This is a genomic window from Sedimentibacter sp. MB31-C6, assembly GCF_035934735.1.
GTDB lineage: Bacteria > Bacillota > Clostridia > Tissierellales > Sedimentibacteraceae > Sedimentibacter.
This window is the reverse complement of record NZ_CP142396.1, coordinates 1,215,250-1,240,483: the sequence shown is the minus strand read 5'-3', so window position 1 is coordinate 1,240,483 and position 25,234 is coordinate 1,215,250. Positions and strand designations below refer to the sequence as shown.

At 37.4% G+C, this 25,234-nt stretch carries 9 protein-coding genes, 1 tRNA gene, 6 rRNA genes and 1 other annotated feature (1 of these 17 cut by a window edge); of the genes, 15 read left to right on the top strand and 1 reads right to left on the bottom strand.

The features are described 5' to 3' along the window. Positions 1-64, top strand: a binding site (T-box leader) (it extends 129 nt beyond the left edge of the window). 39 nt (positions 65-103) lie between these two features. From U8307_RS05915 to arcC, 15 genes are all read left to right on the top strand, one after another. Further along, positions 104-1,171, top strand: coding sequence for a pyridoxal-phosphate-dependent aminotransferase family protein (locus U8307_RS05915; protein WP_326911036.1), 1,068 nt, complete (start codon positions 104-106; stop codon positions 1,169-1,171). Between the two features lie 87 nt (positions 1,172-1,258). After that, a complete protein-coding gene (locus U8307_RS05910; protein ID WP_326911034.1) occupies positions 1,259-2,062 on the top strand; it encodes a biotin--[acetyl-CoA-carboxylase] ligase in 804 nt (267 codons plus the stop codon). Next, positions 2,046-3,041, top strand: coding sequence for a tRNA dihydrouridine synthase DusB (gene dusB, locus U8307_RS05905; RefSeq protein WP_326911032.1), 996 nt, complete (start codon positions 2,046-2,048; stop codon positions 3,039-3,041). The genes U8307_RS05910 and dusB overlap by 17 nt, the downstream gene beginning before the upstream one ends. 204 nt (positions 3,042-3,245) lie before the next feature. Beyond that, positions 3,246-3,713: a transcription elongation factor GreA gene (gene greA, locus U8307_RS05900; protein WP_326911031.1), complete on the top strand. Its 468-nt coding sequence runs from the start codon at positions 3,246-3,248 to the stop codon at positions 3,711-3,713. Positions 3,714-3,756: 43 nt separating this feature from the next. After that, positions 3,757-5,250: a lysine--tRNA ligase gene (lysS, locus tag U8307_RS05895; protein ID WP_326911558.1), complete on the top strand. Its 1,494-nt coding sequence runs from the start codon at positions 3,757-3,759 to the stop codon at positions 5,248-5,250. Positions 5,251-5,804: 554 nt separating this feature from the next. After that, a 16S ribosomal RNA gene (locus U8307_RS05890) occupies positions 5,805-7,486 on the top strand. A 315-nt stretch (positions 7,487-7,801) separates the two neighbouring features. Further along, positions 7,802-10,919: ribosomal RNA gene (locus tag U8307_RS05885) — 23S ribosomal RNA — on the top strand. A gap of 211 nt (positions 10,920-11,130) precedes the next feature. Further along, positions 11,131-11,247: ribosomal RNA gene (gene rrf / locus U8307_RS05880) — 5S ribosomal RNA — on the top strand. Between the two features lie 362 nt (positions 11,248-11,609). Continuing rightward, positions 11,610-13,116 (top strand): 16S ribosomal RNA (locus U8307_RS05875). A gap of 231 nt (positions 13,117-13,347) precedes the next feature. Further along, a tRNA-Ala gene (locus U8307_RS05870) sits at positions 13,348-13,423 on the top strand. Positions 13,424-13,646: 223 nt separating this feature from the next. Then, positions 13,647-16,764 (top strand): 23S ribosomal RNA (locus tag U8307_RS05865). Positions 16,765-16,975: 211 nt separating this feature from the next. After that, positions 16,976-17,092 (top strand): 5S ribosomal RNA (gene rrf, locus U8307_RS05860). Together the 16S, 23S and 5S rRNA genes with 1 tRNA gene alongside form the textbook arrangement of a ribosomal RNA operon. Positions 17,093-17,333: 241 nt before the next feature. After that, positions 17,334-18,575 (top strand): arginine deiminase, encoded by a 1,242-nt coding sequence (gene arcA / locus U8307_RS05855; protein ID WP_442985533.1) that lies wholly within the window; start codon positions 17,334-17,336, stop codon positions 18,573-18,575. Positions 18,576-18,657: 82 nt separating this feature from the next. Beyond that, a complete protein-coding gene (argF, locus tag U8307_RS05850) occupies positions 18,658-19,650 on the top strand; it encodes an ornithine carbamoyltransferase (RefSeq protein WP_326911029.1) in 993 nt (330 codons plus the stop codon). A 139-nt stretch (positions 19,651-19,789) separates the two neighbouring features. Further along, positions 19,790-20,737 (top strand): carbamate kinase, encoded by a 948-nt coding sequence (gene arcC / locus U8307_RS05845; RefSeq protein WP_326911027.1) that lies wholly within the window; start codon positions 19,790-19,792, stop codon positions 20,735-20,737. Positions 20,738-20,826: 89 nt separating this feature from the next. Here arcC and U8307_RS05840 read toward each other — a convergent pair whose 3' ends face one another. Beyond that, the gene (locus tag U8307_RS05840; RefSeq protein ID WP_326911026.1) at positions 20,827-25,158 is read right to left on the bottom strand and encodes an acyl-CoA dehydratase activase-related protein; all 4,332 of its coding nucleotides are present in this window, start codon (positions 25,156-25,158) and stop codon (positions 20,827-20,829) included. Positions 25,159-25,234: the final 76 nt, after the last annotated feature.

The window sequence follows — 25,234 nt, the reverse complement described above, 5'->3', positions numbered from 1 at the left end:
GTTAAAATTATTAAGGGGTTATATTAACAATTAGAGTGGCACCGCGAGCAATCTCGTCTCTAAACAATGGAGATGAGATTTTTTTATTTAAAGGAGGTTCAAAATGCACAAAAAATTATTTATTCCAGGACCTATAGAGGTCAATGATGATGTATTAGAAAAAATGTCAACTCCTATGATCGGTCATAGGAGCAAAGAGGCATCAAGTTTACAAAGAAATATTAGTGAAAAGTTAAGAAAACTTTTTTATACTAAAAATGAAATAATATTGTCTACTTCATCAGGTAGTGGTTTAATGGAGGCCGCTATAAGATGTTGTACTAAGGAAAGAGCAGCAGTATTTTCTATAGGATCATTTGGAGATAGATGGTATGATATGGCAATATCTAATGGAGTTGATGCAGATTTATTCAAGTCACATTCTGGTTGCATTACAACTCCAGAGATGGTAGACGAAGTATTAGCAACAAAAAAATATGATTTAATAACAATTACCCATAATGAAACATCTACTGGAGTTATGAATCCAATAGAGGAAATAAGTAATATAGTAAAAAAGTACCCAGAAGTTATATTTTGTGTTGATACAGTTAGTTCAGCAGGCGGAGTTAAAATAGAAGTAGATAAGCTTGGGATTGATGTATGTATAACTTCATCACAAAAGGCATTAGGATTGCCACCAGGGCTAGGAATTTGTACATTAGCAGAAAGAGCTGTTGAAAGAGCAAGAACAGTTAAAAACAGAGGTTATTATTTAGATTTGGTACATTTATACGATGTTATTAAGAAAAAAAATTATCAATATCCTTCAACACCAAATTTATCTTTAATGTTTGCTCTTGATTATAAATTAAATAAAATATTAGAAGAGGGATTAGAAAATAGATTTGATAGACATCTTAAGATGGCAGAGTACACAAGATCATGGGCTAAAAAACATTTTGATTTATTTACAGAAGAAAGAAATGCGTCTGTTACATTGACTACTGTAAAAAATACTAGAGGAATTAGTGTGAAATATTTAATCGAAGAACTTGAAAAAGAGGGATTTGTTATTTCAAATGGATATGGAAATCTTAAAGAAAAAACTTTTAGGATAGCTCATATGGCAGAATTAACAATAGAAGATTTAAAAGAATTATTATCAGTAATAGATAGCATCTTGAAGTAACACTTCTTTAGTTGTTAATTATTAACTCCCATTATTGACGAATATTAATCTATATAGTAATATAATCGAGAAGAATAGGAGATTAATATGTACGATTTAAATAAAATTAAAGGAATTTTAAATACAAATTATATTGGTAATACTATTATACAATATGAAGAAGTACCATCAACTTTTGCAAAAGCAAAAAATATCTTTGATACTTGTACTGATGGTTCTGTTATTTTATCTGAAAACCAGTCTATGTGTAAAGTGAGATTTGGTCGTCTTTGGGAGTGTTATCCATATAAGAATATATACTTAAGTATACTTTTTAAAGATGAATTAGATAGCTATGAGATTTCTAAATTTGAAGTGATTGTATCGGCAGCTGTTTGCGAATCAATCAACAGCATATATAATATAGTAAGTAAAACTAAATGGCCAAATGACATATTAATTAATAGTAAAAAAATTTCATCTATTAGTTGTCAGTCTATTACAAGAAATAAGAAAGATGCAGGTTTAATTATTTCTATTTTAATTAATGTAAACATAGATGAAGATGAACTATCTGAAGGAATAAGAGAAAAAGCAACATCAATTAAGATAGAATTGAATACGCTTAATGAAAGAGAAATATTAATTGGTTATATTTTGAATAATGTGGAAAAGTATTATGATGAATTAAAAAAGCATGGAAGTATAAATAATGCTTTAAATATATGTTATGATAATTCAGCTATTGTGGGTGAGTATATAGGGGCAATTAAGCCGGGAAGAAAAACAGTTAAAAAGTGTAATGTTAAGTCCATAAATGAAGAAGGGCTCTTAGTAGTTGTTGATGAAAAAGGAAACGAAGAAATACTAAATTCAGGAGAAATAATTATTAAATATGATGGAAAAACTTAAAATAGGAAATGTAGAATTAAAAAATAATGTTGTTTTAGCTCCTATGGCAGGTGTTACTGACATGACTTTTCGTAGTATATGTAAAGAGTTTGGTGCAGGACTAGTTTATACTGAAATGGTAAGTGCAAAGGGTTTGTATTATAATGATGTTAAAACTGAGACCTTAATGAAAATCAACGTTAAAAATAAACCAGTAGCAATACAAATATTTGGTAGTGATCCTGATGTTATGGCATATGTTGTAGAGAATGATATAAATAAAAGAAACGAAATAGATATTATAGATATTAATATGGGTTGTCCAGCACCTAAAATAGTAAAAAATGGTGATGGAAGCGCTCTTATGAAGAATACTAAATTAGCAGGTCAGATAGTAAATAAAATAAAGAAAATTTCTAATAAACCAGTAACTATTAAGATTCGAGCAGGATGGGATGCAAACAATATTAATGCAGTAGAATTCGCTAAAGTTTTAGAATTTAATGGTGCAGACTTAATTGCGGTACATGGACGAACTAGAGAACAATTTTATACTGGGAAGGCAGATTATAATATAATAAAGGAAGTAAAAAATAATATTAAAATTCCGGTTATAGGAAATGGAGATATTTATAATCCTCAGGATGCCCTTGAGATGGTTAATACCACTAACTGTAACGGTGTAATGATTGCGAGAGGAATTCTTGGCAATCCTTGGCTTATTTACAATACAAATTCAATGTTAAATAATAAAGGTGATTTTTATAATCCTACACCAAGAGACAAAATAGAAATGCTAATAAAGCATATAAATATGTTAAAGGATGAATTAAATGAAAAAACTGCTGTGCTAGAAATGAGAAAGCATTCTGGATGGTACATTAAAGGAATGATAAAATCTTCAGAAATTCGCAATAAGATTAATAAAATAACAAAATATGAAGAATTAATTAATTTATTGAATAGATATATAGACAATTATGAGACTTATAATATGTAAAATTTGTAAAAAAAAATTAAAAGATTCTTGACAATATATTACTACTTGATTATAATAGTCTAATTAATTAAAAGAATTATCATCGAGTTATCATATTATAATAAACATATAATAAAATGTTATATACTGTTTCAATAAAATAATATGTTAATAAGTAATTGCATTTATTTTTAAAATCAACTTTGTTAAAGGAGTAATAATATTATGAAGAATGAAACTTTGATTACTGCAGAGGGATTAAAAGAATTAAATCAAGAATTAGATTATTTAAAGCTTGTAAAAAGAAAAGAGATTTCAGAAAAAATCAAGGTAGCTTTAGCATTTGGAGATATTAGCGAAAATGCTGAGTACGATGAAGCTAAAAATGAACAAGCAAATGTGGAAAATCGTATTGCAAAGCTAGAATTGATGATAAAAAATGCAAAAGTAATTAAGGAAGTTAAGAATAACGGTATTGTTAGCATTGGCTCAAGGGTTACCATAAAGGATTTAGAATTTGATGAAATAATGGAGTATACAATAGTTGGTTCGGCTGAAGCAGATCCATTTAAAGGAAAAATTTCAAACGTTTCACCTTTGGGAAAAGCTTTATTAGATAAAAAGATAGGAGAAATAATTGAAGTTGAATCTCCAACAGGAGATATGATAAAATATGAGATACTAACTGTATAAAATCGATAACTAAAGAAAAGTATAATAAAAACATTTATTAAGGATAAGGTGGTGTAAGAAATTGAGTGAACAACAAAATTTAGGAGATTTAAGGCAGGTCAGGGTAGATAAATTAAAAGAATTAGTTGCGGCAGGGAGAGATCCTTATAAAATTTCAAAGTATGAGGTAACTTCTAATTCTAAATATATTAAAGATAATTTTGAGGATATGAATGGTAAAAATGTTTCTTTAGCTGGTAGAATAATGTCAAAGAGGGGACAAGGAAAAGTAGGTTTCTATGACATTCAAGATCACTTAGGTAAAATTCAAATGTTTGTTAAAAAAGATAATTTAGGTGAAGATGAATACAACTGGTTAAAAACTTACGATATAGGAGATATAATAGGTATCGAAGGTGAAGTTTTTAAAACTAAGATGGGAGAAATATCTGTAAGAGCTGAAAAGATTACTCTTTTATCAAAGTCACTTCAAACTTTACCTGAAAAATTTCATGGATTAAAAGATACTGATTTAAGATATAGGCAACGATATGTTGATTTAATTGTAAATCCAGAAATAAAAGATGTATTTCTAATGCGTAACAAAATTATTAGAGGTATAAGAGAATTTTTAGATAATGAAGGGTATTTAGAAGTTGAAACTCCAATACTCAACCCTATAGCCGGAGGAGCTAATGCAAGACCTTTCATTACTCATCATAATACACTTGATATAGATTTATATATGAGAATTGCTAATGAGCTATTTTTAAAAAGATTAGTAGTTGGTGGTTTAGGTGATGGTGTATATGAAATGGGTAAAATGTTTAGAAATGAAGGAATGGATGCAAATCATAATCCTGAATATACAGCAATGGAGGTATATAAACCATATGCTAATTTTAATGATATGATGGATTTGACAGAAAATATAGTAGCATTTGTTGCAATGAAGGCTAGAGGAACTACTAAAATAGAATATCAAGGAAAAATTATAGACTTTACACCACCTTGGAAAAGAGTAAAAATGCAAGATATGGTTAAAGAATATACAGGAATTGACTTCGACTTAATCAATACAGATGAGGAAGCTATAAAAATAGCAAAAGAAAAAGGTATAGAAATTACCCCATTAATGACAAGAGGCCATATAATTAGTGAGTTGTTTGAAGAATATTGTGAAGAACATTTAGACCAACCTACATTTGTTACACATCACCCAGTTGAGATATCTCCTCTTGCTAAACGAAATATAGAAGATCCGAGATTGACTGATAGATTTGAAGCCTTTGCAAATACATGGGAAATAGCTAATGCATTTTCTGAATTAAATGATCCTATTGATCAAAGGGAAAGATTTGAAGCACAAGTAAAACAAAAAGAAGTTGGAGATGATGAAGCTCATATGATGGATAATGACTTCATCAATGCAATTGAGGTAGGTCTTCCACCGACAGGAGGCTTAGGAATAGGTGTTGATAGGGTAATAATGCTTTTAACTAACCAGGTATCAATAAGAGATATTATATTATTCCCAACAATGAAGCCGTTAGATTAATGTATTTGTTTAGATTATATTAAGAGCAGATTATCTGCTCTTTTTGTTTGTTTTATAATTGGAATAATAAAAGTTAAAAAAAGCCTTGACAAGTTTTGATAAGCATGATAAACTAGCAAAGCTGTCTCAGAAACACAGCAACAGCAAATTAATAGATAAAAATTACCAGTTGACAACAAACCTTCAACATGGTAGACTAACAAAGTTGTCTCAATTACTATTAAGATAAATGCCTAAAGACAACGAGAAAAAATAAATAAAAAAAGTGCTTGACAATGAACAGTGAGCATGATAAACTAGTAAAGCTTTCCTTAAAGAAAGCGACGAACATTGACAATAAAACAGCATAAGAAACCTATGAGTTTAAAGTAAATTTGAACAAAGTAAAAAAACTAAGAAATTAGTTAACGCAAGCGAAAGTTTGAGTATGACCTAACCCGATTTTACCGACCGTGAGGGAGAGAAAAATCGATGGTAGGTTAACCGCAATGAATTCCAAATTTATGCGACGCAAGGAGCAAATAAATTTGTGAATGAAACTGCGACAGGAGATATTAAACGAGAGTTTGATCCTGGCTCAGGACGAACGCTGGCGGCGTGCTTAACACATGCAAGTCGAACGAGATTTGTTGCTTCACCAAGTATGTAAAAATGCCTCAAGCGTATTTGCCAAGAGGAATATAACAATAATATATTTGATGAAGTAGAAAAAGTGGCAAAGGATGACGAGGAGAAGCAAATGCGCTTCACGCTAATTCCAAGAGCTAACACTAACAAATATAAATAAGTTGTGTATTTGGTGAAGTGACAAATCTAGTGGCGGACGGGTGAGTAACGCGTGAACAATCTACCCTGTACAAAGGAATAGCCTCGGGAAACCGGGATTAAAACCATATAACACTTTAGAATCGCATGATACAGAAGTCAAAACGTTAGTGGTATAGGATGAGTTCGCGTCTGATTAGCTAGTTGGTAAGGTAATGGCTTACCAAGGCGACGATCAGTAGCCGGCCTGAGAGGGTGAACGGCCACACTGGAACTGAGACACGGTCCAGACTCCTACGGGAGGCAGCAGTGGGGAATATTGCACAATGGGGGAAACCCTGATGCAGCGACGCCGCGTGAGTGAAGAAGGTTTTCGGATCGTAAAACTCTGTCCTTGGTGAAGAAAAAAATGACGGTAGCCAAGGAGGAAGCCCCGGCTAACTACGTGCCAGCAGCCGCGGTAATACGTAGGGGGCGAGCGTTGTCCGGATTTACTGGGCGTAAAGGGTGAGTAGGCGGTTATATATGTCAGGTGTAAAAGGCTATGGCTTAACTATAGTAAGCACTTGAAACTGTATGACTTGAGTGCAGGAGAGGTAAGTGGAATTCCTAGTGTAGCGGTGAAATGCGTAGATATTAGGAGGAACACCAGTGGCGAAGGCGACTTACTGGACTGTAACTGACGCTGAGTCACGAAAGCGTGGGTAGCAAACAGGATTAGATACCCTGGTAGTCCACGCTGTAAACGATGAGTGCTAGGTGTTGGGTAGCGATATTCAGTGCCGAAGTAAACACAATAAGCACTCCGCCTGGGGAGTACGGTCGCAAGACTAAAACTCAAAGGAATTGACGGGGACCCGCACAAGCAGCGGAGCATGTGGTTTAATTCGAAGCAACGCGAAGAACCTTACCAAGGCTTGACATCCCCTTGACCGGCACAGAGATGTGCCCTCTCCTTCGGGAGCAAGGGTGACAGGTGGTGCATGGTTGTCGTCAGCTCGTGTCGTGAGATGTTGGGTTAAGTCCCGCAACGAGCGCAACCCTTATCCTTAGTTGCCATCATTTAAGGTGGGCACTCTAAGGAGACTGCCGATGATAAATCGGAGGAAGGTGGGGATGACGTCAAATCATCATGCCCCTTATGTCTTGGGCTACACACGTGCTACAATGGTCGGAACAAAGGGAAGCGAAGGAGTGATCTGGAGCAAATCCTCATAAACCGATCCCAGTTCGGATTGTAGGCTGCAACTCGCCTACATGAAGTTGGAGTTGCTAGTAATCGCGAATCAGAACGTCGCGGTGAATGCGTTCCCGGGTCTTGTACACACCGCCCGTCACACCATGGAAGTTGGTAATACCCGAAGTCGCTGAGCTAACTGTAAAGAGGCAGGCGCCGAAGGTAGGATCAATGACTGGGGTGAAGTCGTAACAAGGTAGCCGTATCGGAAGGTGCGGCTGGATCACCTCCTTTCTAAGGAGAACTAAAGGACTTATGCTGTTTTATTGCCGTTCAAACAATAGTTTGAACGGTGTAAACCCTAATGTAGGGTATGCATTGCATGCATACCGAGACCTACAAAGGTTGACATAAAGGGATGAACCTTGAAAATTGCATAGGAAAATAAAGAGAACGACATTAATTGATAAAAAGTAAGAATACCGTCGCAAGTATTCTGAAAAATAAAATTAACAATAAACCGAGAGAAACAAACAAATGTAGGGGACGCATTGTATGCGTACCATATAATATATAATATATTATGAAGAAATAATATATGACTAATCTGGTCAAGATATAAAGGGCGTAAGGCGGATGCCTTGGCACTAGGAGCCGAAGAAGGACGTGGCAAACTACGAAATGCTGCGAGGAGACGTAAGCAGTCAACGATACGCAGATATCCGAATGAGGAAACTCACATAAGGTAAACCTTATGTATCATACAGTGAATACATAGCTGTATGAGGGGAACGAGGGGAACTGAAACATCTAAGTACCCTTAGGAAGAGAAAATAAATAATGATTCCGTAAGTAGCGGCGAGCGAACGCGGAAGAGCCCAAACCATACAGTAATGTATGGGGTTGCGGACATATCAAAGAGACGGATAACGGTAGCTGAAAATAGCTGGAAAGCTAACCCAAAGAAAGTGATAGGCTTGTAAGCGAAACTGTTAGAAGCAAGGATATGATCCAGAGTACCACGGGACACGAGAAATCCTGTGGGAAGCAGGGAGGACCACCTCCCAAGGCTAAATACTACCTAGTGACCGATAGAGAATAGTACCGTGAGGGAAAGGTGAAAAGAACCCCGGGAGGGGAGTGAAAAAGAACCTGAAACCTTATGCCTATAAGCAGTGGAAGCACAAAAGTGTGACCGCGTACTTTTTGTAGAACGGGCCAACGAGTTACAATGTGCAGCAAGGTTAATAACTGAGAGGTTAGGAGCCGAAGGGAAACCGAGTCTGAAAAGGGCGAGAGTTGTATGTTGTAGACCCGAAACCGGGTGACCTATCCATGTGCAGGTTGAAGCTAGAGTAAAATCTGGTGGAGGACCGAACCCATTAGCGTTTAAAAGCTACGGGATGACATGTGGATAGCGGTGAAATTCCAATCGAACCCGGAGATAGCTGGTTCTCCTCGAAATAGCTTTAGGGCTAGCCTCAAGAAATAGTATCGTGGGGGTAGAGCACTGAATGGTCTAGGGGCGTTATACGTTACCAAAACCTATCAAACTCCGAATACCATAGATACAAGCTTGGGAGTCAGACTACGTGAGATAAGTTTCGTAGTCGAAAGGGAAAGAGCCCAGATCACCAACTAAGGTCCCAAAATATAGATTAAGTGGAAAAGGATGTAATACTACACAGACAACCAGGATGTTGGCTTAGAAGCAGCCATTCATTAAAAGAGTGCGTAATAGCTCACTGGTCAAGTGGTGTTGCGCCGAAAATGTCCGGGGCTAAAATCTATTACCGAAGTTGTGGGATGTCGTAAATCTCTTCATGAGTTCAATGAAACAAAGAATCAGGACAATTAAGTTCGAAATCTAACCTTTAAAAATATTAATAAAAAGGAAAAGAGAGATTTCGAATAAAAACTACCGGAGATAAAATTAAAATCGAGAGATTTCGAAAAACATACACCGGGGATAAAATAAACTTGATATTGAGAACATGGAGAGATTTATGACATCGGTAGAGGAGCATTCTATACGGGTTGAAGTTCCATCGAAAGAGGATATGGACTGTATAGAAGAGAGAATGTTGGCATGAGTAGCGAAAGGTGAGTGAGAATCTCACCCATCGAAAGCCTAAGGATTCCTGAGGAAGGCTCGTCCACTCAGGGTAAGTCGGGACCTAAGCCGAGGCCAAAAGGCGTAGGCGATGGACAACTGGTTGAAATTCCAGTACCACCCAAATGCGTTTGAGAAATGGGGTGACACAGAAGGATAAGCTAGCGCACAGATGGAAAAGTGCGTCTAAGTAAGTAGGAAGATATTGTAGGCAAATCCGCAGTATCAATTCTGAGATACGAATGGGAGCGAAAATAAGTAGTGAAGTAGCTGAGTCCACACTGTCAAGAAAAGCCTCTATCGAGTATAAGGGTGCCCGTACCGTAAACCGACACAGGTAGGCAAGGAGAGAATCCAAAGATGAGCGGAAGAACTATTGTTAAGGAACTAGGCAAAATGACCCCGTAACTTCGGGAGAAGGGGTGCCCTTCAGTGTGAAGTTTGAACAAACAGAGCACAGAAGGGCCACAGAAACCAGGCCCAAGCGACTGTTTACCAAAAACACAGGTCTCTGCTAAATCGAAAGATGAAGTATAGGGGCTGACACCTGCCCGGTGCTGGAAGGTTAAGGGGAGAAGTTATCTTCGGAGAAGCTTTGAACTTAAGCCCCAGTAAACGGCGGCCGTAACTATAACGGTCCTAAGGTAGCGAAATTCCTTGTCGGGTAAGTTCCGACCCGCACGAAAGGTGTAACGATTTGGGCACTGTCTCAACAATAGATCCGGTGAAATTGTAGTACTCGTGAAGATGCGAGTTACCCGCGACAGGACGGAAAGACCCCATGGAGCTTTACTGCAGGCTGACATTGGAATTCGGTAGCAATTGTACAGGATAGGTGGGAGACTAGGAAACGAGCACGCCAGTGTTCGTGGAGTCAACGTTGGGATACCACTCTATTGTTACTGAATTTCTAACATGATACCGTGAGCCGGTATATGGACACTGTCAGTTGGGCAGTTTGACTGGGGCGGTCGCCTCCGAAAGAGTAACGGAGGCGCTCAAAGGTTCCCTCAGCACGGTCGGAAATCGTGCGAAGAGTGTAAAGGCAGAAGGGAGCTTGACTGCGAGATAGACATATCGAGCAGGAACGAAAGTTGGACTTAGTGATCCGGTGGCACCGAGTGGAAAGGCCATCGCTTAACGGATAAAAGCTACCCTGGGGATAACAGGCTTATCTCCCCCAAGAGTCCACATCGACGGGGAGGTTTGGCACCTCGATGTCGGCTCGTCTCATCCTGGGGCTGAAGCAGGTCCCAAGGGTTGGGCTGTTCGCCCATTAAAGAGGCACGCGAGCTGGGTTCAGAACGTCGTGAGACAGTTCGGTCCCTATCCGTCGTGGGCGTAAGAAATTTGAAGGGAGCTGTTCCTAGTACGAGAGGACCGGAATGGACAGACCGCTGGTGTATCAGTTGTTCCGCCAGGAGCATGGCTGAGTAGCTAAGTCTGGAAAAGATAAGCGCTGAAGGCATCTAAGCGCGAAACAGACCCTAAGATAAGATTTCTCATTACGCAAGTAAGTAAGACCCCTGATAGACTAACAGGTAGATAGGTTACAGGTGAAAGTGCAGCAATGTATTAAGCTGAGTAATACTAATAGGTCGAGGTCTTGACCTTAATATAAATAATGTCGAATCATGTTTTCCTATGTAGTTTTGTATGCCCTAACCCCATTTTTCAGATGGTTTTTCTGTAAAAATGGTTGGTAGGTCAACCGCAACGAATTCCCAATTTATGCGACGTAAGGAGCAGAGAAATTGCTGAATGAGACTGCGCTTGTTGTTAGGGCATGGCTTATTAAAAAGTCGGTTCAAAACCTATAAACGAATCTGGTGACAATAGCGAAGAGGACACACCCGTTCCCATCTCGAACACGGAAGTTAAGCTCTTCAGCGCTGATGATACTTGGTGGGTAACTGCCTGGGAAAGTAGGACGTCGCCAGGTTCATTCACAGAAAAATTGATGAATGAGATTATATTTTTCCTAAAAAAGGAATAAAATAATATACAAAAATTAGCTTGACATAACAATTTAAGTATGTTAGACTAATAAAGCTTTCGATAAAGAAAGCGACGAACATTGACAATAAAACAGCATAAGAAACCTATGAGTTTAAAGTAAATTTGAACAAAGTAAAAAGTAATGAAAGATAGATAATGCTATGCGTTATCTTGAGTATGACCTAACCCAATTTTTCACGACCGAAAGGGAGTAAGAAAATTGATGGTAGGTCAACCGCAATGAATTCCAAATTTATGCGACGCAAGGAGCAAATAAATTTGTGAATGAAACTGCGACAGGAGATATTAAACGAGAGTTTGATCCTGGCTCAGGACGAACGCTGGCGGCGTGCTTAACACATGCAAGTCGAACGAAGCGTATTTATATGCTTAGTGGCGGACGGGTGAGTAACGCGTGAACAATCTACCCTGTACAAAGGAATAGCCTCGGGAAACCGGGATTAAAACCATATAACACTTTAGAATCGCATGATACAGAAGTCAAAACGTTAGTGGTATAGGATGAGTTCGCGTCTGATTAGCTAGTTGGTAAGGTAATGGCTTACCAAGGCGACGATCAGTAGCCGGCCTGAGAGGGTGAACGGCCACACTGGAACTGAGACACGGTCCAGACTCCTACGGGAGGCAGCAGTGGGGAATATTGCACAATGGGGGAAACCCTGATGCAGCGACGCCGCGTGAGTGAAGAAGGTTTTCGGATCGTAAAACTCTGTCCTTGGTGAAGAAAAAAATGACGGTAGCCAAGGAGGAAGCCCCGGCTAACTACGTGCCAGCAGCCGCGGTAATACGTAGGGGGCGAGCGTTGTCCGGATTTACTGGGCGTAAAGGGTGAGTAGGCGGTTATATATGTCAGGTGTAAAAGGCTATGGCTTAACTATAGTAAGCACTTGAAACTGTATGACTTGAGTGCAGGAGAGGTAAGTGGAATTCCTAGTGTAGCGGTGAAATGCGTAGATATTAGGAGGAACACCAGTGGCGAAGGCGACTTACTGGACTGTAACTGACGCTGAGTCACGAAAGCGTGGGTAGCAAACAGGATTAGATACCCTGGTAGTCCACGCTGTAAACGATGAGTGCTAGGTGTTGGGTAGCGATATTCAGTGCCGAAGTAAACACAATAAGCACTCCGCCTGGGGAGTACGGTCGCAAGACTAAAACTCAAAGGAATTGACGGGGACCCGCACAAGCAGCGGAGCATGTGGTTTAATTCGAAGCAACGCGAAGAACCTTACCAAGGCTTGACATCCCCTTGACCGGCACAGAGATGTGCCCTCTCCTTCGGGAGCAAGGGTGACAGGTGGTGCATGGTTGTCGTCAGCTCGTGTCGTGAGATGTTGGGTTAAGTCCCGCAACGAGCGCAACCCTTATCCTTAGTTGCCATCATTTAAGGTGGGCACTCTAAGGAGACTGCCGATGATAAATCGGAGGAAGGTGGGGATGACGTCAAATCATCATGCCCCTTATGTCTTGGGCTACACACGTGCTACAATGGTCGGAACAAAGGGAAGCGAAGGAGTGATCTGGAGCAAATCCTCATAAACCGATCCCAGTTCGGATTGTAGGCTGCAACTCGCCTACATGAAGTTGGAGTTGCTAGTAATCGCGAATCAGAACGTCGCGGTGAATGCGTTCCCGGGTCTTGTACACACCGCCCGTCACACCATGGAAGTTGGTAATACCCGAAGTCGCTGAGCTAACTGTAAAGAGGCAGGCGCCGAAGGTAGGATCAATGACTGGGGTGAAGTCGTAACAAGGTAGCCGTATCGGAAGGTGCGGCTGGATCACCTCCTTTCTAAGGAGAACTAAAGGACTTATGCTGTTTTATTGCTTGCCCTAACCCGATGAATTCGAGCGAAAGCGAAGAATAAATCGAAGGTAGGTCAGCCGCAACGAGTACCAAATTTTCACGAACGAAAGTGAGTGAACAAATTTGTGTTACGAGACTGCGCTTGCTCTATAACTTATGGCAAGACTGTTTGAGCTAACAGTATAAACAGGCTTTTTTTAAACTAAATAATAAAGTGGGGGTATAGCTCAGTTGGGAGAGCACCTGCCTTGCAAGCAGGGGGTCAGGAGTTCGAATCTCCTTATCTCCACCAAAAATGCAACTCTGTTGCATTGAGCAATGATATTGAACCTTGAAAATTGCATAGGAAAATAAAGAGAACGACATTAATTGATAAAAAGTAAGAATACCGTCGCAAGTATTCTGAAAAATAAAATTAACAATAAACCGAGAGAAACAAACAAATGTAGGGGACGCATTGTATGCGTACCATATAATATATAATATATTATGAAGAAATAATATATGACTAATCTGGTCAAGATATAAAGGGCGTAAGGCGGATGCCTTGGCACTAGGAGCCGAAGAAGGACGTGGCAAACTACGAAATGCTGCGAGGAGACGTAAGCAGTCAACGATACGCAGATATCCGAATGAGGAAACTCACATAAGGTAAACCTTATGTATCATACAGTGAATACATAGCTGTATGAGGGGAACGAGGGGAACTGAAACATCTAAGTACCCTTAGGAAGAGAAAATAAATAATGATTCCGTAAGTAGCGGCGAGCGAACGCGGAAGAGCCCAAACCATACAGTAATGTATGGGGTTGCGGACATATCAAAGAGACGGATAACGGTAGCTGAAAATAGCTGGAAAGCTAACCCAAAGAAAGTGATAGGCTTGTAAGCGAAACTGTTAGAAGCAAGGATATGATCCAGAGTACCACGGGACACGAGAAATCCTGTGGGAAGCAGGGAGGACCACCTCCCAAGGCTAAATACTACCTAGTGACCGATAGAGAATAGTACCGTGAGGGAAAGGTGAAAAGAACCCCGGGAGGGGAGTGAAAAAGAACCTGAAACCTTATGCCTATAAGCAGTGGAAGCACAAAAGTGTGACCGCGTACTTTTTGTAGAACGGGCCAACGAGTTACAATGTGCAGCAAGGTTAATAACTGAGAGGTTAGGAGCCGAAGGGAAACCGAGTCTGAAAAGGGCGAGAGTTGTATGTTGTAGACCCGAAACCGGGTGACCTATCCATGTGCAGGTTGAAGCTAGAGTAAAATCTGGTGGAGGACCGAACCCATTAGCGTTTAAAAGCTACGGGATGACATGTGGATAGCGGTGAAATTCCAATCGAACCCGGAGATAGCTGGTTCTCCTCGAAATAGCTTTAGGGCTAGCCTCAAGAAATAGTATCGTGGGGGTAGAGCACTGAATGGTCTAGGGGCGTTATACGTTACCAAAACCTATCAAACTCCGAATACCATAGATACAAGCTTGGGAGTCAGACTACGTGAGATAAGTTTCGTAGTCGAAAGGGAAAGAGCCCAGATCACCAACTAAGGTCCCAAAATATAGATTAAGTGGAAAAGGATGTAATACTACACAGACAACCAGGATGTTGGCTTAGAAGCAGCCATTCATTAAAAGAGTGCGTAATAGCTCACTGGTCAAGTGGTGTTGCGCCGAAAATGTCCGGGGCTAAAATCTATTACCGAAGTTGTGGGATGTCGTAAATCTCTTCATGAGTTCAATGAAACAAAGAATCAGGACAATTAAGTTCGAAATCTAACCTTTAAAAATATTAATAAAAAGGAAAAGAGAGATTTCGAATAAAAACTACCGGAGATAAAATTAAAATCGAGAGATTTCGAAAAACATACACCGGGGATAAAATAAACTTGATATTGAGAACATGGAGAGATTTATGACATCGGTAGAGGAGCATTCTATACGGGTTGAAGTTCCATCGAAAGAGGATATGGACTGTATAGAAGAGAGAATGTTGGCATGAGTAGCGAAAGGTGAGTGAGAATCTCACCCATCGAAAGCCTAAGGATTCCTGAGGAAGGCTCGTCCACTCAGGGTAAGTCGGGACCTAAGCCGAGGCCAAAAGGCGTAGGCGATGGACAACTGGTTGAAATTCCAGTACCACCCAAATGCGTTTGAGAAATGGGGTGACACAGAAGGATAAGCTAGCGCACAGATGGAAAAGTGCGTCTAAGTAAGTAGGAAGATATTGTAGGCAAATCCGCAGTATCAATTCTGAGATACGAATGGGAGCGAAAATAAGTAGTGAAGTAGCTGAGTCCACACTGTCAAGAAAAGCCTCTATCGAGTATAAGGGTGCCCGTACCGTAAACCGACACAGGTAGGCAAGGAGAGAATCCAAAGATGAGCGGAAGAACTATTGTTAAGGAACTAGGCAAAATGACCCCGTAACTTCGGGAGAAGGGGTGCCCTTCAGTGTGAAGTTTGAACAAACAGAGCACAGAAGGGCCACAGAAACCAGGCCCAAGCGACTGTTTACCAAAAACACAGGTCTCTGCTAAATCGAAAGATGAAGTATAGGGGCTGACACCTGCCCGGTGCTGGAAGGTTAAGGGGAGAAGTTATCTTCGGAGAAGCTTTGAACTTAAGCCCCAGTAAACGGCGGCCGTAACTATAACGGTCCTAAGGTAGCGAAATTCCTTGTCGGGTAAGTTCCGACCCGCACGAAAGGTGTAACGATTTGGGCACTGTCTCAACAATAGATCCGGTGAAATTGTAGTACTCGTGAAGATGCGAGTTACCCGCGACAGGACGGAAAGACCCCATGGAGCTTTACTGCAGGCTGACATTGGAATTCGGTAGCAATTGTACAGGATAGGTGGGAGACTAGGAAACGAGCACGCCAGTGTTCGTGGAGTCAACGTTGGGATACCACTCTATTGTTACTGAATTTCTAACATGATACCGTGAGCCGGTATATGGACACTGTCAGTTGGGCAGTTTGACTGGGGCGGTCGCCTCCGAAAGAGTAACGGAGGCGCTCAAAGGTTCCCTCAGCACGGTCGGAAATCGTGCGAAGAGTGTAAAGGCAGAAGGGAGCTTGACTGCGAGATAGACATATCGAGCAGGAACGAAAGTTGGACTTAGTGATCCGGTGGCACCGAGTGGAAAGGCCATCGCTTAACGGATAAAAGCTACCCTGGGGATAACAGGCTTATCTCCCCCAAGAGTCCACATCGACGGGGAGGTTTGGCACCTCGATGTCGGCTCGTCTCATCCTGGGGCTGAAGCAGGTCCCAAGGGTTGGGCTGTTCGCCCATTAAAGAGGCACGCGAGCTGGGTTCAGAACGTCGTGAGACAGTTCGGTCCCTATCCGTCGTGGGCGTAAGAAATTTGAAGGGAGCTGTTCCTAGTACGAGAGGACCGGAATGGACAGACCGCTGGTGTATCAGTTGTTCCGCCAGGAGCATGGCTGAGTAGCTAAGTCTGGAAAAGATAAGCGCTGAAGGCATCTAAGCGCGAAACAGACCCTAAGATAAGATTTCTCATTACGCAAGTAAGTAAGACCCCTGATAGACTAACAGGTAGATAGGTTACAGGTGAAAGTGCAGCAATGTATTAAGCTGAGTAATACTAATAGGTCGAGGTCTTGACCTTAATATAAATAATGTCGAATCATGTTTTCCTATGTAGTTTTGTATGCCCTAACCCCATTTTTCAGATGGTTTTTCTGTAAAAATGGTTGGTAGGTCAACCGCAACGAATTCCCAATTTATGCGACGTAAGGAGCAGAGAAATTGCTGAATGAGACTGCGCTTGTTGTTAGGGCATGGCTTATTAAAAAGTCGGTTCAAAACCTATAAATGAATCTGGTGACAATAGCGAAGAGGACACACCCGTTCCCATCTCGAACACGGAAGTTAAGCTCTTCAGCGCTGATGATACTTGGTGGGTAACTGCCTGGGAAAGTAGGACGTCGCCAGGTAAATATCAATACAGTTGGAATGCCAACTGTATTTTTTTATTATATAGGAAAGGAAAATTTTCCTTTATAATAAAAACGAGGATTGTAAAGGACGGAACGTCCTTGCCATTAAGGTGAGCGCTCAGTAAAAATGCATAATTATAAATGAAATTCATAAATATAAAATTATTCTTGACAAAGTTAATTTAGTTCTATAAAATATAGATGTATATGAAAACGATATATGTAGTTATAATATAATATGGTGGTGAATAATTTGAATAATTCAGCAATTAACGTTTACTCAGAAATTGGAAAACTAAAAAAAGTTTTATTGCACAGGCCCGGAAACGAGCTTGAAAATTTAATGCCAGAATATTTAGAAAGGCTACTTTTTGATGATATTCCGCATTTAGAAGTTGCTCAACAGGAACATGATGCTTTTGCTAATATTTTTAAAGATAATGGAGTAGAGGTAGTATATCTAGAAGACTTAGTTGTTCAATCACTAGTCAACCATGATGTTAAGTCTCAGTTCATTGATGAATATATTGAAGAAGCCGGTGTTAAAAGTAATAGAGAAACAAATGTTATTAGGGATTATTTTCTTTCCTTTAAAGACAATCAAAAAATGGTATTAAAAATGATGGAAGGAATCAGGAAATCTGAAGTTAAGGATTATAGGGGTCCAAATTTAGCAAGTTATTTAAATAATCAATATCCTTTTATTATTGACCCTATGCCAAACTTATACTTTACAAGAGATCCTTTTGCTACAATAGGAAATGGTATTTCTATACACAAAATGTTTACAGTAACAAGGAACAGGGAAACATTATTTGCAAAATATATTTTTAATTATCATCCAGACTATAAAGATACAAAACTTTGGTATGATAGAATAGAAGATTTCAACCTTGAAGGCGGAGATATTTTAGTATTAAATGAAGAAACTATAGCAGTAGGAATCTCTCAAAGAACTCATCCAAATGCAATTGAAAAGTTTGCTAAAAAGATTTTAAATGAAGATACTTTTAAAAAGGTATTAGCTATTGATATACCTAAAATAAGAGCTTTTATGCATCTCGATACAGTATTTACAATGGTAGATTTCGATAAGTTTACAATTCATCCTAATATAAAGGATGAAATGGCTGTATATGCATTAACAAAAGGTAATGATGGAAAATTAGAAATAAAAGAAGATAAAGGCTCTTTAGAGGATATATTAAAGAAACATCTCAACATTGATAAAATTAAATTAATTAAATGTGGTGGCAATAGTATAATTGATGCATCACGGGAACAATGGAATGATGGTTCAAATACTTTATGTATAGCACCAGGTGAGGTTATTGTGTATTCAAGGAATCATGTTACAAATAAAATTTTACAGGAAGAAGGTATTAAAACTCATATAATGCCAAGTGCCGAGTTGTCAAGAGGTAGAGGTGGCCCAAGGTGTATGAGTATGCCTTTGATAAGAGATAGTATAAAAAAATAACTTGTTTTTATTTTATACTTCTGTTAACATATTAAATATACAAAAAATATAATAAATAATCATTAATTATAGGAGGAATGAAATGTCAGTTAATTTAAAAGGAAGAAGTTTTTTAACATTAATGGATTTTACACCAGAGGAAATCAGATACATGTTGGATTTAGCTCATGACTTAAAAGCTAAAAAAAGAGCAGGTATTTATAATCATATGTTAAAGGGTAAAAATATAGTGTTATTGTTTGAGAAAACTTCTACAAGGACAAGATGTGCTTTTGAGGTAGCAGCATTAGAAGAAGGAGCACATGTTACTTTTTTGGATTCAGGAAGTTCACAAATGGGCAAGAAAGAATCCTTAGAAGACACAGCTAAAGTACTTGGTAGATTTTATGATGGTATTGAATACAGAGGATATAAACAACAGGTAGTAGAAGATTTAGCTAAATATGCTGGAGTGCCAGTATGGAATGGATTAACTGATGTTGATCATCCTACTCAAATATTAGCAGATTTACTGACAATAGAAGAACATGTAGCTAAACCATTAAACAAAGTTAAAGTTGTTTTTGCAGGTGATATTAGAAATAACATGTCATATGCATGGATGTATGGATGTGCTAAAATGGGAATGGATTTTGTTGCATTTGGTCCAAAGGAACTTATAGATCAGGTAGATAAAGATGTAGTAAGAAGAGCAAAGGAAGTTGCAGAATATACAGGAGCTTCAATAGAAATATCAGATAGTGTAGAAGCAGTAAAAAATGCAGATGTTATTTATACTGATGTATGGGCATCTATGGGTGAAGAGGCACAAATACCAGAAAAGGTAAAAATGTTAACACCATATAAAGTAACAATGGATTTGTTAAAGGCAACAGGTAATGATGATGTAATATTCATGCATTGCTTGCCAGCATTCCATGACTTTGAAACAAAAATGGCTAAAGAACAAAAAGAATTGGGATTTGATATAAGAGAAGTAACTGATGATGTATTTAGAAGTAGACATTCTGTTGTGTTTGATGAAGCTGAAAACAGAATGCATACAATAAAAGCAGTAATTGTTGCTACAATATAAAATTTTTAAAATTCATGGGTGAGAATTTTGGGGACAGAGCCTTTTTAATGGTGAAGTAGCATGAAAAAGGCATGTCCCTAAAATTACGCGAACACTTAAAATTACATTTCCTATTATTAATTAAAGGAGTATTACCATAATGAGTAAAATAACTAAAGTAGTAATTGCATTGGGTGGAAATGCATTAGAAGATAAAAGTATGCCATCTACTGCAGAAGCACAATTAGAAGTAGTAAATAAAACTTGTGAATATTTAGCAGATATTAGCTGTGCAGGTTATGAAATTGTAATTGTTCATGGAAATGGACCTCAAGTAGGAAGGATATTGTTAGCTTCAGAAACAGCTAAAGATATTACTCCTCCAATGCCCTTTGATGTATGTGGAGCAATGAGCCAAGGCTATATAGGGTATCATATTCAACAAGGTTTGAAATATGCTTTAGCAAAAAGAAATAAAGTATTACCTGTTGTTACTTTAGTAACACAAGTCGTAGTTGATAAACAGGATACAGCATTTAGTAATCCAACGAAGCCGATAGGTCCATTTTATTCCGAAGAAGAAGCTAAAAAATTAGCTGATGAAAAAGGGTATATTGTAAAAGAAGATGCAGGAAGAGGATGGAGAAGAGTAGTACCATCACCGATACCAAAAGAGATTTTAGAAGTAGGTACTGTAAAAAGTCTTTGGGATACAACAATTACAATAGCCTGTGGAGGTGGTGGAATACCAGTAATAAAAAATGAAAATGGTTCTGTTGAAGGTATAGCAGCAGTTATTGATAAGGATTTAGCTGCAGAGAAATTATCTGAAGATATAGATGCAGATATATTATTGATATTGACTGAAGTAGAGAAGGTATCCTTAAATTTCAATAGTCCAAATCAAAAGGATTTATCTCATATAACAGTTGGTGAAGCGGAAAAGTATATAGAAGAAGGTCATTTTGCTCCTGGAAGCATGTTGCCAAAAGTTACAGCATGTGTTAAGTTTGCAAAATCTAAACTTGGTAGGAAAGCAATAATTACTTCTTTATATAAATCAATGGAAGCATTAGAAGGAAAAACTGGTACAATAATAGAAAGTTGATTTTACTTTTCTCATTGTAGGGGACGCATTGTTGTATGCGTCCCGCGGTATGCATACAATGCATACCCTACATGTCTAAATACCTTTTTTTATACATTTTGTTCTTGCATAAAATTACCAGTATTAATTTCTGAAAATGAAGATTCTTCATCGAGGTCACGAAGGCCTATTGGCGTATTATCATTTCCTAAATCCATATTTCTAAAGGCATTGGTTAGCATTAATTTAATTCTGTTTATTTGATTTACTTCGCTAGCTCCTGCATCATAGTCAATCGGTACGATGTTCGACTCTGGATATGCATCCTTTAATTTCTTAATCATACCCTTTCCTGTTATGTGATTAGGTAAGCAAGCAAAAGGTTGTAAACACAATATATTATTCACACCACTGTCTAAAAGTTCAATCATTTCTCCAGTTAAAAACCAGCCTTCGCCAGATTGATTAGCTAGGGATAAAAATTTCTTTGCTTTGTGGGCAAGTTCTTTGATACTTGTTGGTGTTGAAAATCTTATAGATTTTCTAAAAGCATCAATACTTGGCTTTTTGTATAATTCAATAGCCTTTACTACTACGTTATTTATTGCCTTAGTCTTTTTAGTTCCAAATAATAATTCATCATACTTAATAACTCCATTATATGCACTGTATAAGAAGAAATCTAATAAATCTGGTACAACAACTTCTGCACCTTCTTCTTCTAGTAAAGAAAACACATCATTATTAGCATTAGGGTGAAATTTAACTAATATTTCGCCTACTATGCCTACTTTTGGCTTATTAATATTATCAATTAATTCAATAATATCAAAATCTTTTACTATATTTTGAATTAATTCTTTGTGTTTTATTAAACTTCCTGATTCTATTACATTATGTGATTTTTCTACCCATTTATTATATAAAGCATTTACAGAACCTTTGATTTTTTCATAAGGTCTTGTTCTATATATTGCTCGCATTAAGGTGTCACCGATGACTACAGACATAATTAATCTATTTATGAGAGGCATAGTGAGCTTAAATCCAGGTTGTTTTTCTAATCCTACTACATTTAAAGAAATAACAGGGATATTATCGTAGCCTGAATCTTTTAATGCCTTTCTTATAAAACCAATATAATTTGTAGCACGGCAACCTCCGCCAGTTTGTGAAATCATAAGTGTTGTACTGTCTAAATCATATTTACCCGATTCTAGAGCATTAATTAACTGACCTACAACAATTATGGATGGATAACAGGCATCATTATTTACGACCTTAAGTCCAACGTCAACAGCCTTTTTATCAACGGCAGGAAGTATTTCTAGATTATATCCAGATCCTTTTCCAGCTGTTTCGAAAAATTGGAAATGGATAGGTGACATTTGAGGAACAAGTATTACATGCTTTTTTCTCATTTCTTTTGTAAATAAAACTCTAGAGGAATTTGTTTCTATACGCTTATGAACAATTCCCTTTTTGTTTCTTTCATCTATCGAAGCAATAAGAGAACGTATACGGATTCTTATTGCACCTAAATTTGTTATTTCATCAATTTTAATAACAGTATAAATTTTACTATTTTTTTGTAGTATTTCATCTACTTGATCTGTTGTTACTGCGTCAAGTCCACACCCAAAAGAATTTAGTTGTATTAGTTCCAAGTAATCTGTATTTGAAACATATGTAGCAGCTGCGTAAAGTCTCGTATGATATGCCCATTGATCTATAACTCTGAGAGGTCTTTCAATAGGATATTCATTTTCCAAGGAATCTTCAGAAAGTACAACAAGACCATAACCTTCTATCATTTCAGGTATACCATGATTTATTTCTGGGTCTACGTGATATGGTCTTCCTGCTAATACAATACCCTTTTTATTATTATTCTTGATATATTCAATTGCTTTTGAACCTTCCTTTTTTACATCTTCCTTATATTGATATAGTTCATTGTATGCTTTTTCAGCGGCAGTCTTTATTTCATCTAAACTTAATTCTTCATCGGACAGTTCCCTATATAATTTATTTATCAATAGTTCTTTATTATTTAAGTTTAAGAAAGGTTTATAATATTTTATATCTTTAAGATTAATATTAGCTTCAATTGATTCTGGATAAGATACTACAACAGGACAATTAAAATGGTTACCTGCATTTTCATCTTCTTTAATATTATATGATATACATGGATAAAAAATTTTTGTAATTTTTTTATTAATAAGATCTCTTACATGGCCATGGGCAATCTTTCCAGGATAACATACAGATTCAGAAGGTATAGTACCCATTCCCAACTCGTATAATTTTTTACTTGATATACCTGATAGAACTACTCTATACTTAAGTTCTGTGAAAAATGTAAACCAAAATGGATAATCCTCGTATATATTTAAAACTCTTGGAATACCAATTAATCCTCTAGAAGCTTCTTTAATTGATAATGGCTTATAATCAAAAACACGTTTATACTTATATTTATAAAGATTAGGAAGTTTTTCCTTTTTTCCTTCATGAATATATTTTTCAGCACCCCGTTCACATCTATTGCCAGAAACAAAGTATCTTCCGTCAGAAAATTTATTGATTGTTAAAAGACAGTTGTTAGTACATATTCCACAACGTTCCATAGTCGTATCAAAGGTAAAATTATCTATATAGTTTTCCTCTACAAAAGTTGTATGAAAAGAATTTTCATATTTCTCCATAGCAATTATTGCTGCACCAAAAGCTCCCATAATTCCTGCAATATCAGGTCTAACTACTTCCCTGCCTGTTATTTGTTCGAAAGCTCTTAAAACAGCATTATTATAGAAAGTACCCCCTTGAACAACAATTTTTTCTCCTAACGTGTCGAGAGATTTTAATCTAATTACTTTATATAAGGCATTCTTAATTACTGAAAATGAAATGCCAGCGGAAATATCACTTAAAGTTGCACCTTCTCTCTGAGCTTGTTTAACTTTTGAGTTCATAAATACGGTACATCTTGTTCCTAAATCAACAGGATTGTCAGAGAATATAGCAGTTTCCGCAAATTCTTCAACAGTCATTTCGAGAGACTTTGCAAAAGTTTCAATAAATGACCCGCAACCTGAGGAACATGCTTCGTTAAGCATTATAGAATCTATGACTCCATCTTTAATAAGCATACTCTTCATGTCTTGCCCGCCTATATCAATGATAAAGTTAACACCATTAAGAAAGAAATTAGCAGCTTTATAGTGTGCAATAGTTTCAATTTCACCAATATCAATATTTAAGGCTGCTTTGATTAATTGCTCTCCATATCCTGTTACAGCAGTATAAGCAATTTTTATACCACTATGTTTTTTTCTATATAAATCTTTTACTGCTCTAATTGCAGATTTTAAGGGATTACCCTCGTTACTTCCATAATAAGAGTATAAAATCTCGCCCTTATCAGTTATCAGTACAAGTTTAGTTGTAGTTGAACCAGCATCAATACCAAGAAAGGCTAGACCGCAATAATCATCGATATTTTTTTGCTTAGCCTTATGTTTTTCATGACGTTGTATAAATTCATTATATTCTTTTTTATTAATAAACAATGGATCTAAATCTTTTTTTCTTCCTTCGATGTTAGAATGTTCCATCGTATTTTTAATTTTTGTATAAAATTCATTAAAATTAACGGTTTCATTATCTTTTGATAGGAGTGCAGCTCCCATAGCAACGTAATAGTTCGCATCTTCTGGACATATGGCATTTTCATCTGACAATTCTAATGTTACTTTAAATCTTTTTCTCAATTCAGATAAAAAGTACAACGGTCCTCCTAAAAAAGTTACATTACCTTTAATGGGCCTTCCTTGAGCTAGCCCACTTATTGTTTGATTTACAACTGCTTGAAAAATTGAAGCAGCGATATCCTCTTGTCTTGCTCCTTCGTTAAGCAAAGGCTGTACATCCGATTTTGCGAATACTCCACAACGCGAAGCTATTGGATATATGGTTTTATGATTTTTGGATAATTCATTTAAACCATTAGCATCTAGTTTCATTAAGACTGCCATTTGATCAATAAAAGCACCAGTACCTCCTGCACAAGTACCATTCATACGTTGTTCTAAGTTCCCTGATAGATATGTAATTTTAGCATCTTCTCCACCAAGTTCAATTGCTACATCAGTATTAGGTATATATTTTTCAATAGCTTTAGTAGATGCCACAACCTCTTGTACAAAGGGAATGTTTAAATATTTTGATACATCAATAGCTCCGGAGCCGGTAACACTTATATTTATCATACTATCCTTTAAACATAAGTATGAATTATTAATAATTTCAGTAACTGTATTCTTAATATCTGAATAATGCCTTTTATATTGTTTATGAATAGTTTTACCTTTATTATCTATTACAGCTATTTTTACTGTAGTAGACCCTATGTCTAGCCCTACTAAGTAATTTTTCATTCTGCATTCCTCCAAAACTAAATATATTAGCCTTAAATTATATTGTTTACATTAAATTTATAGAACAATACAAGTA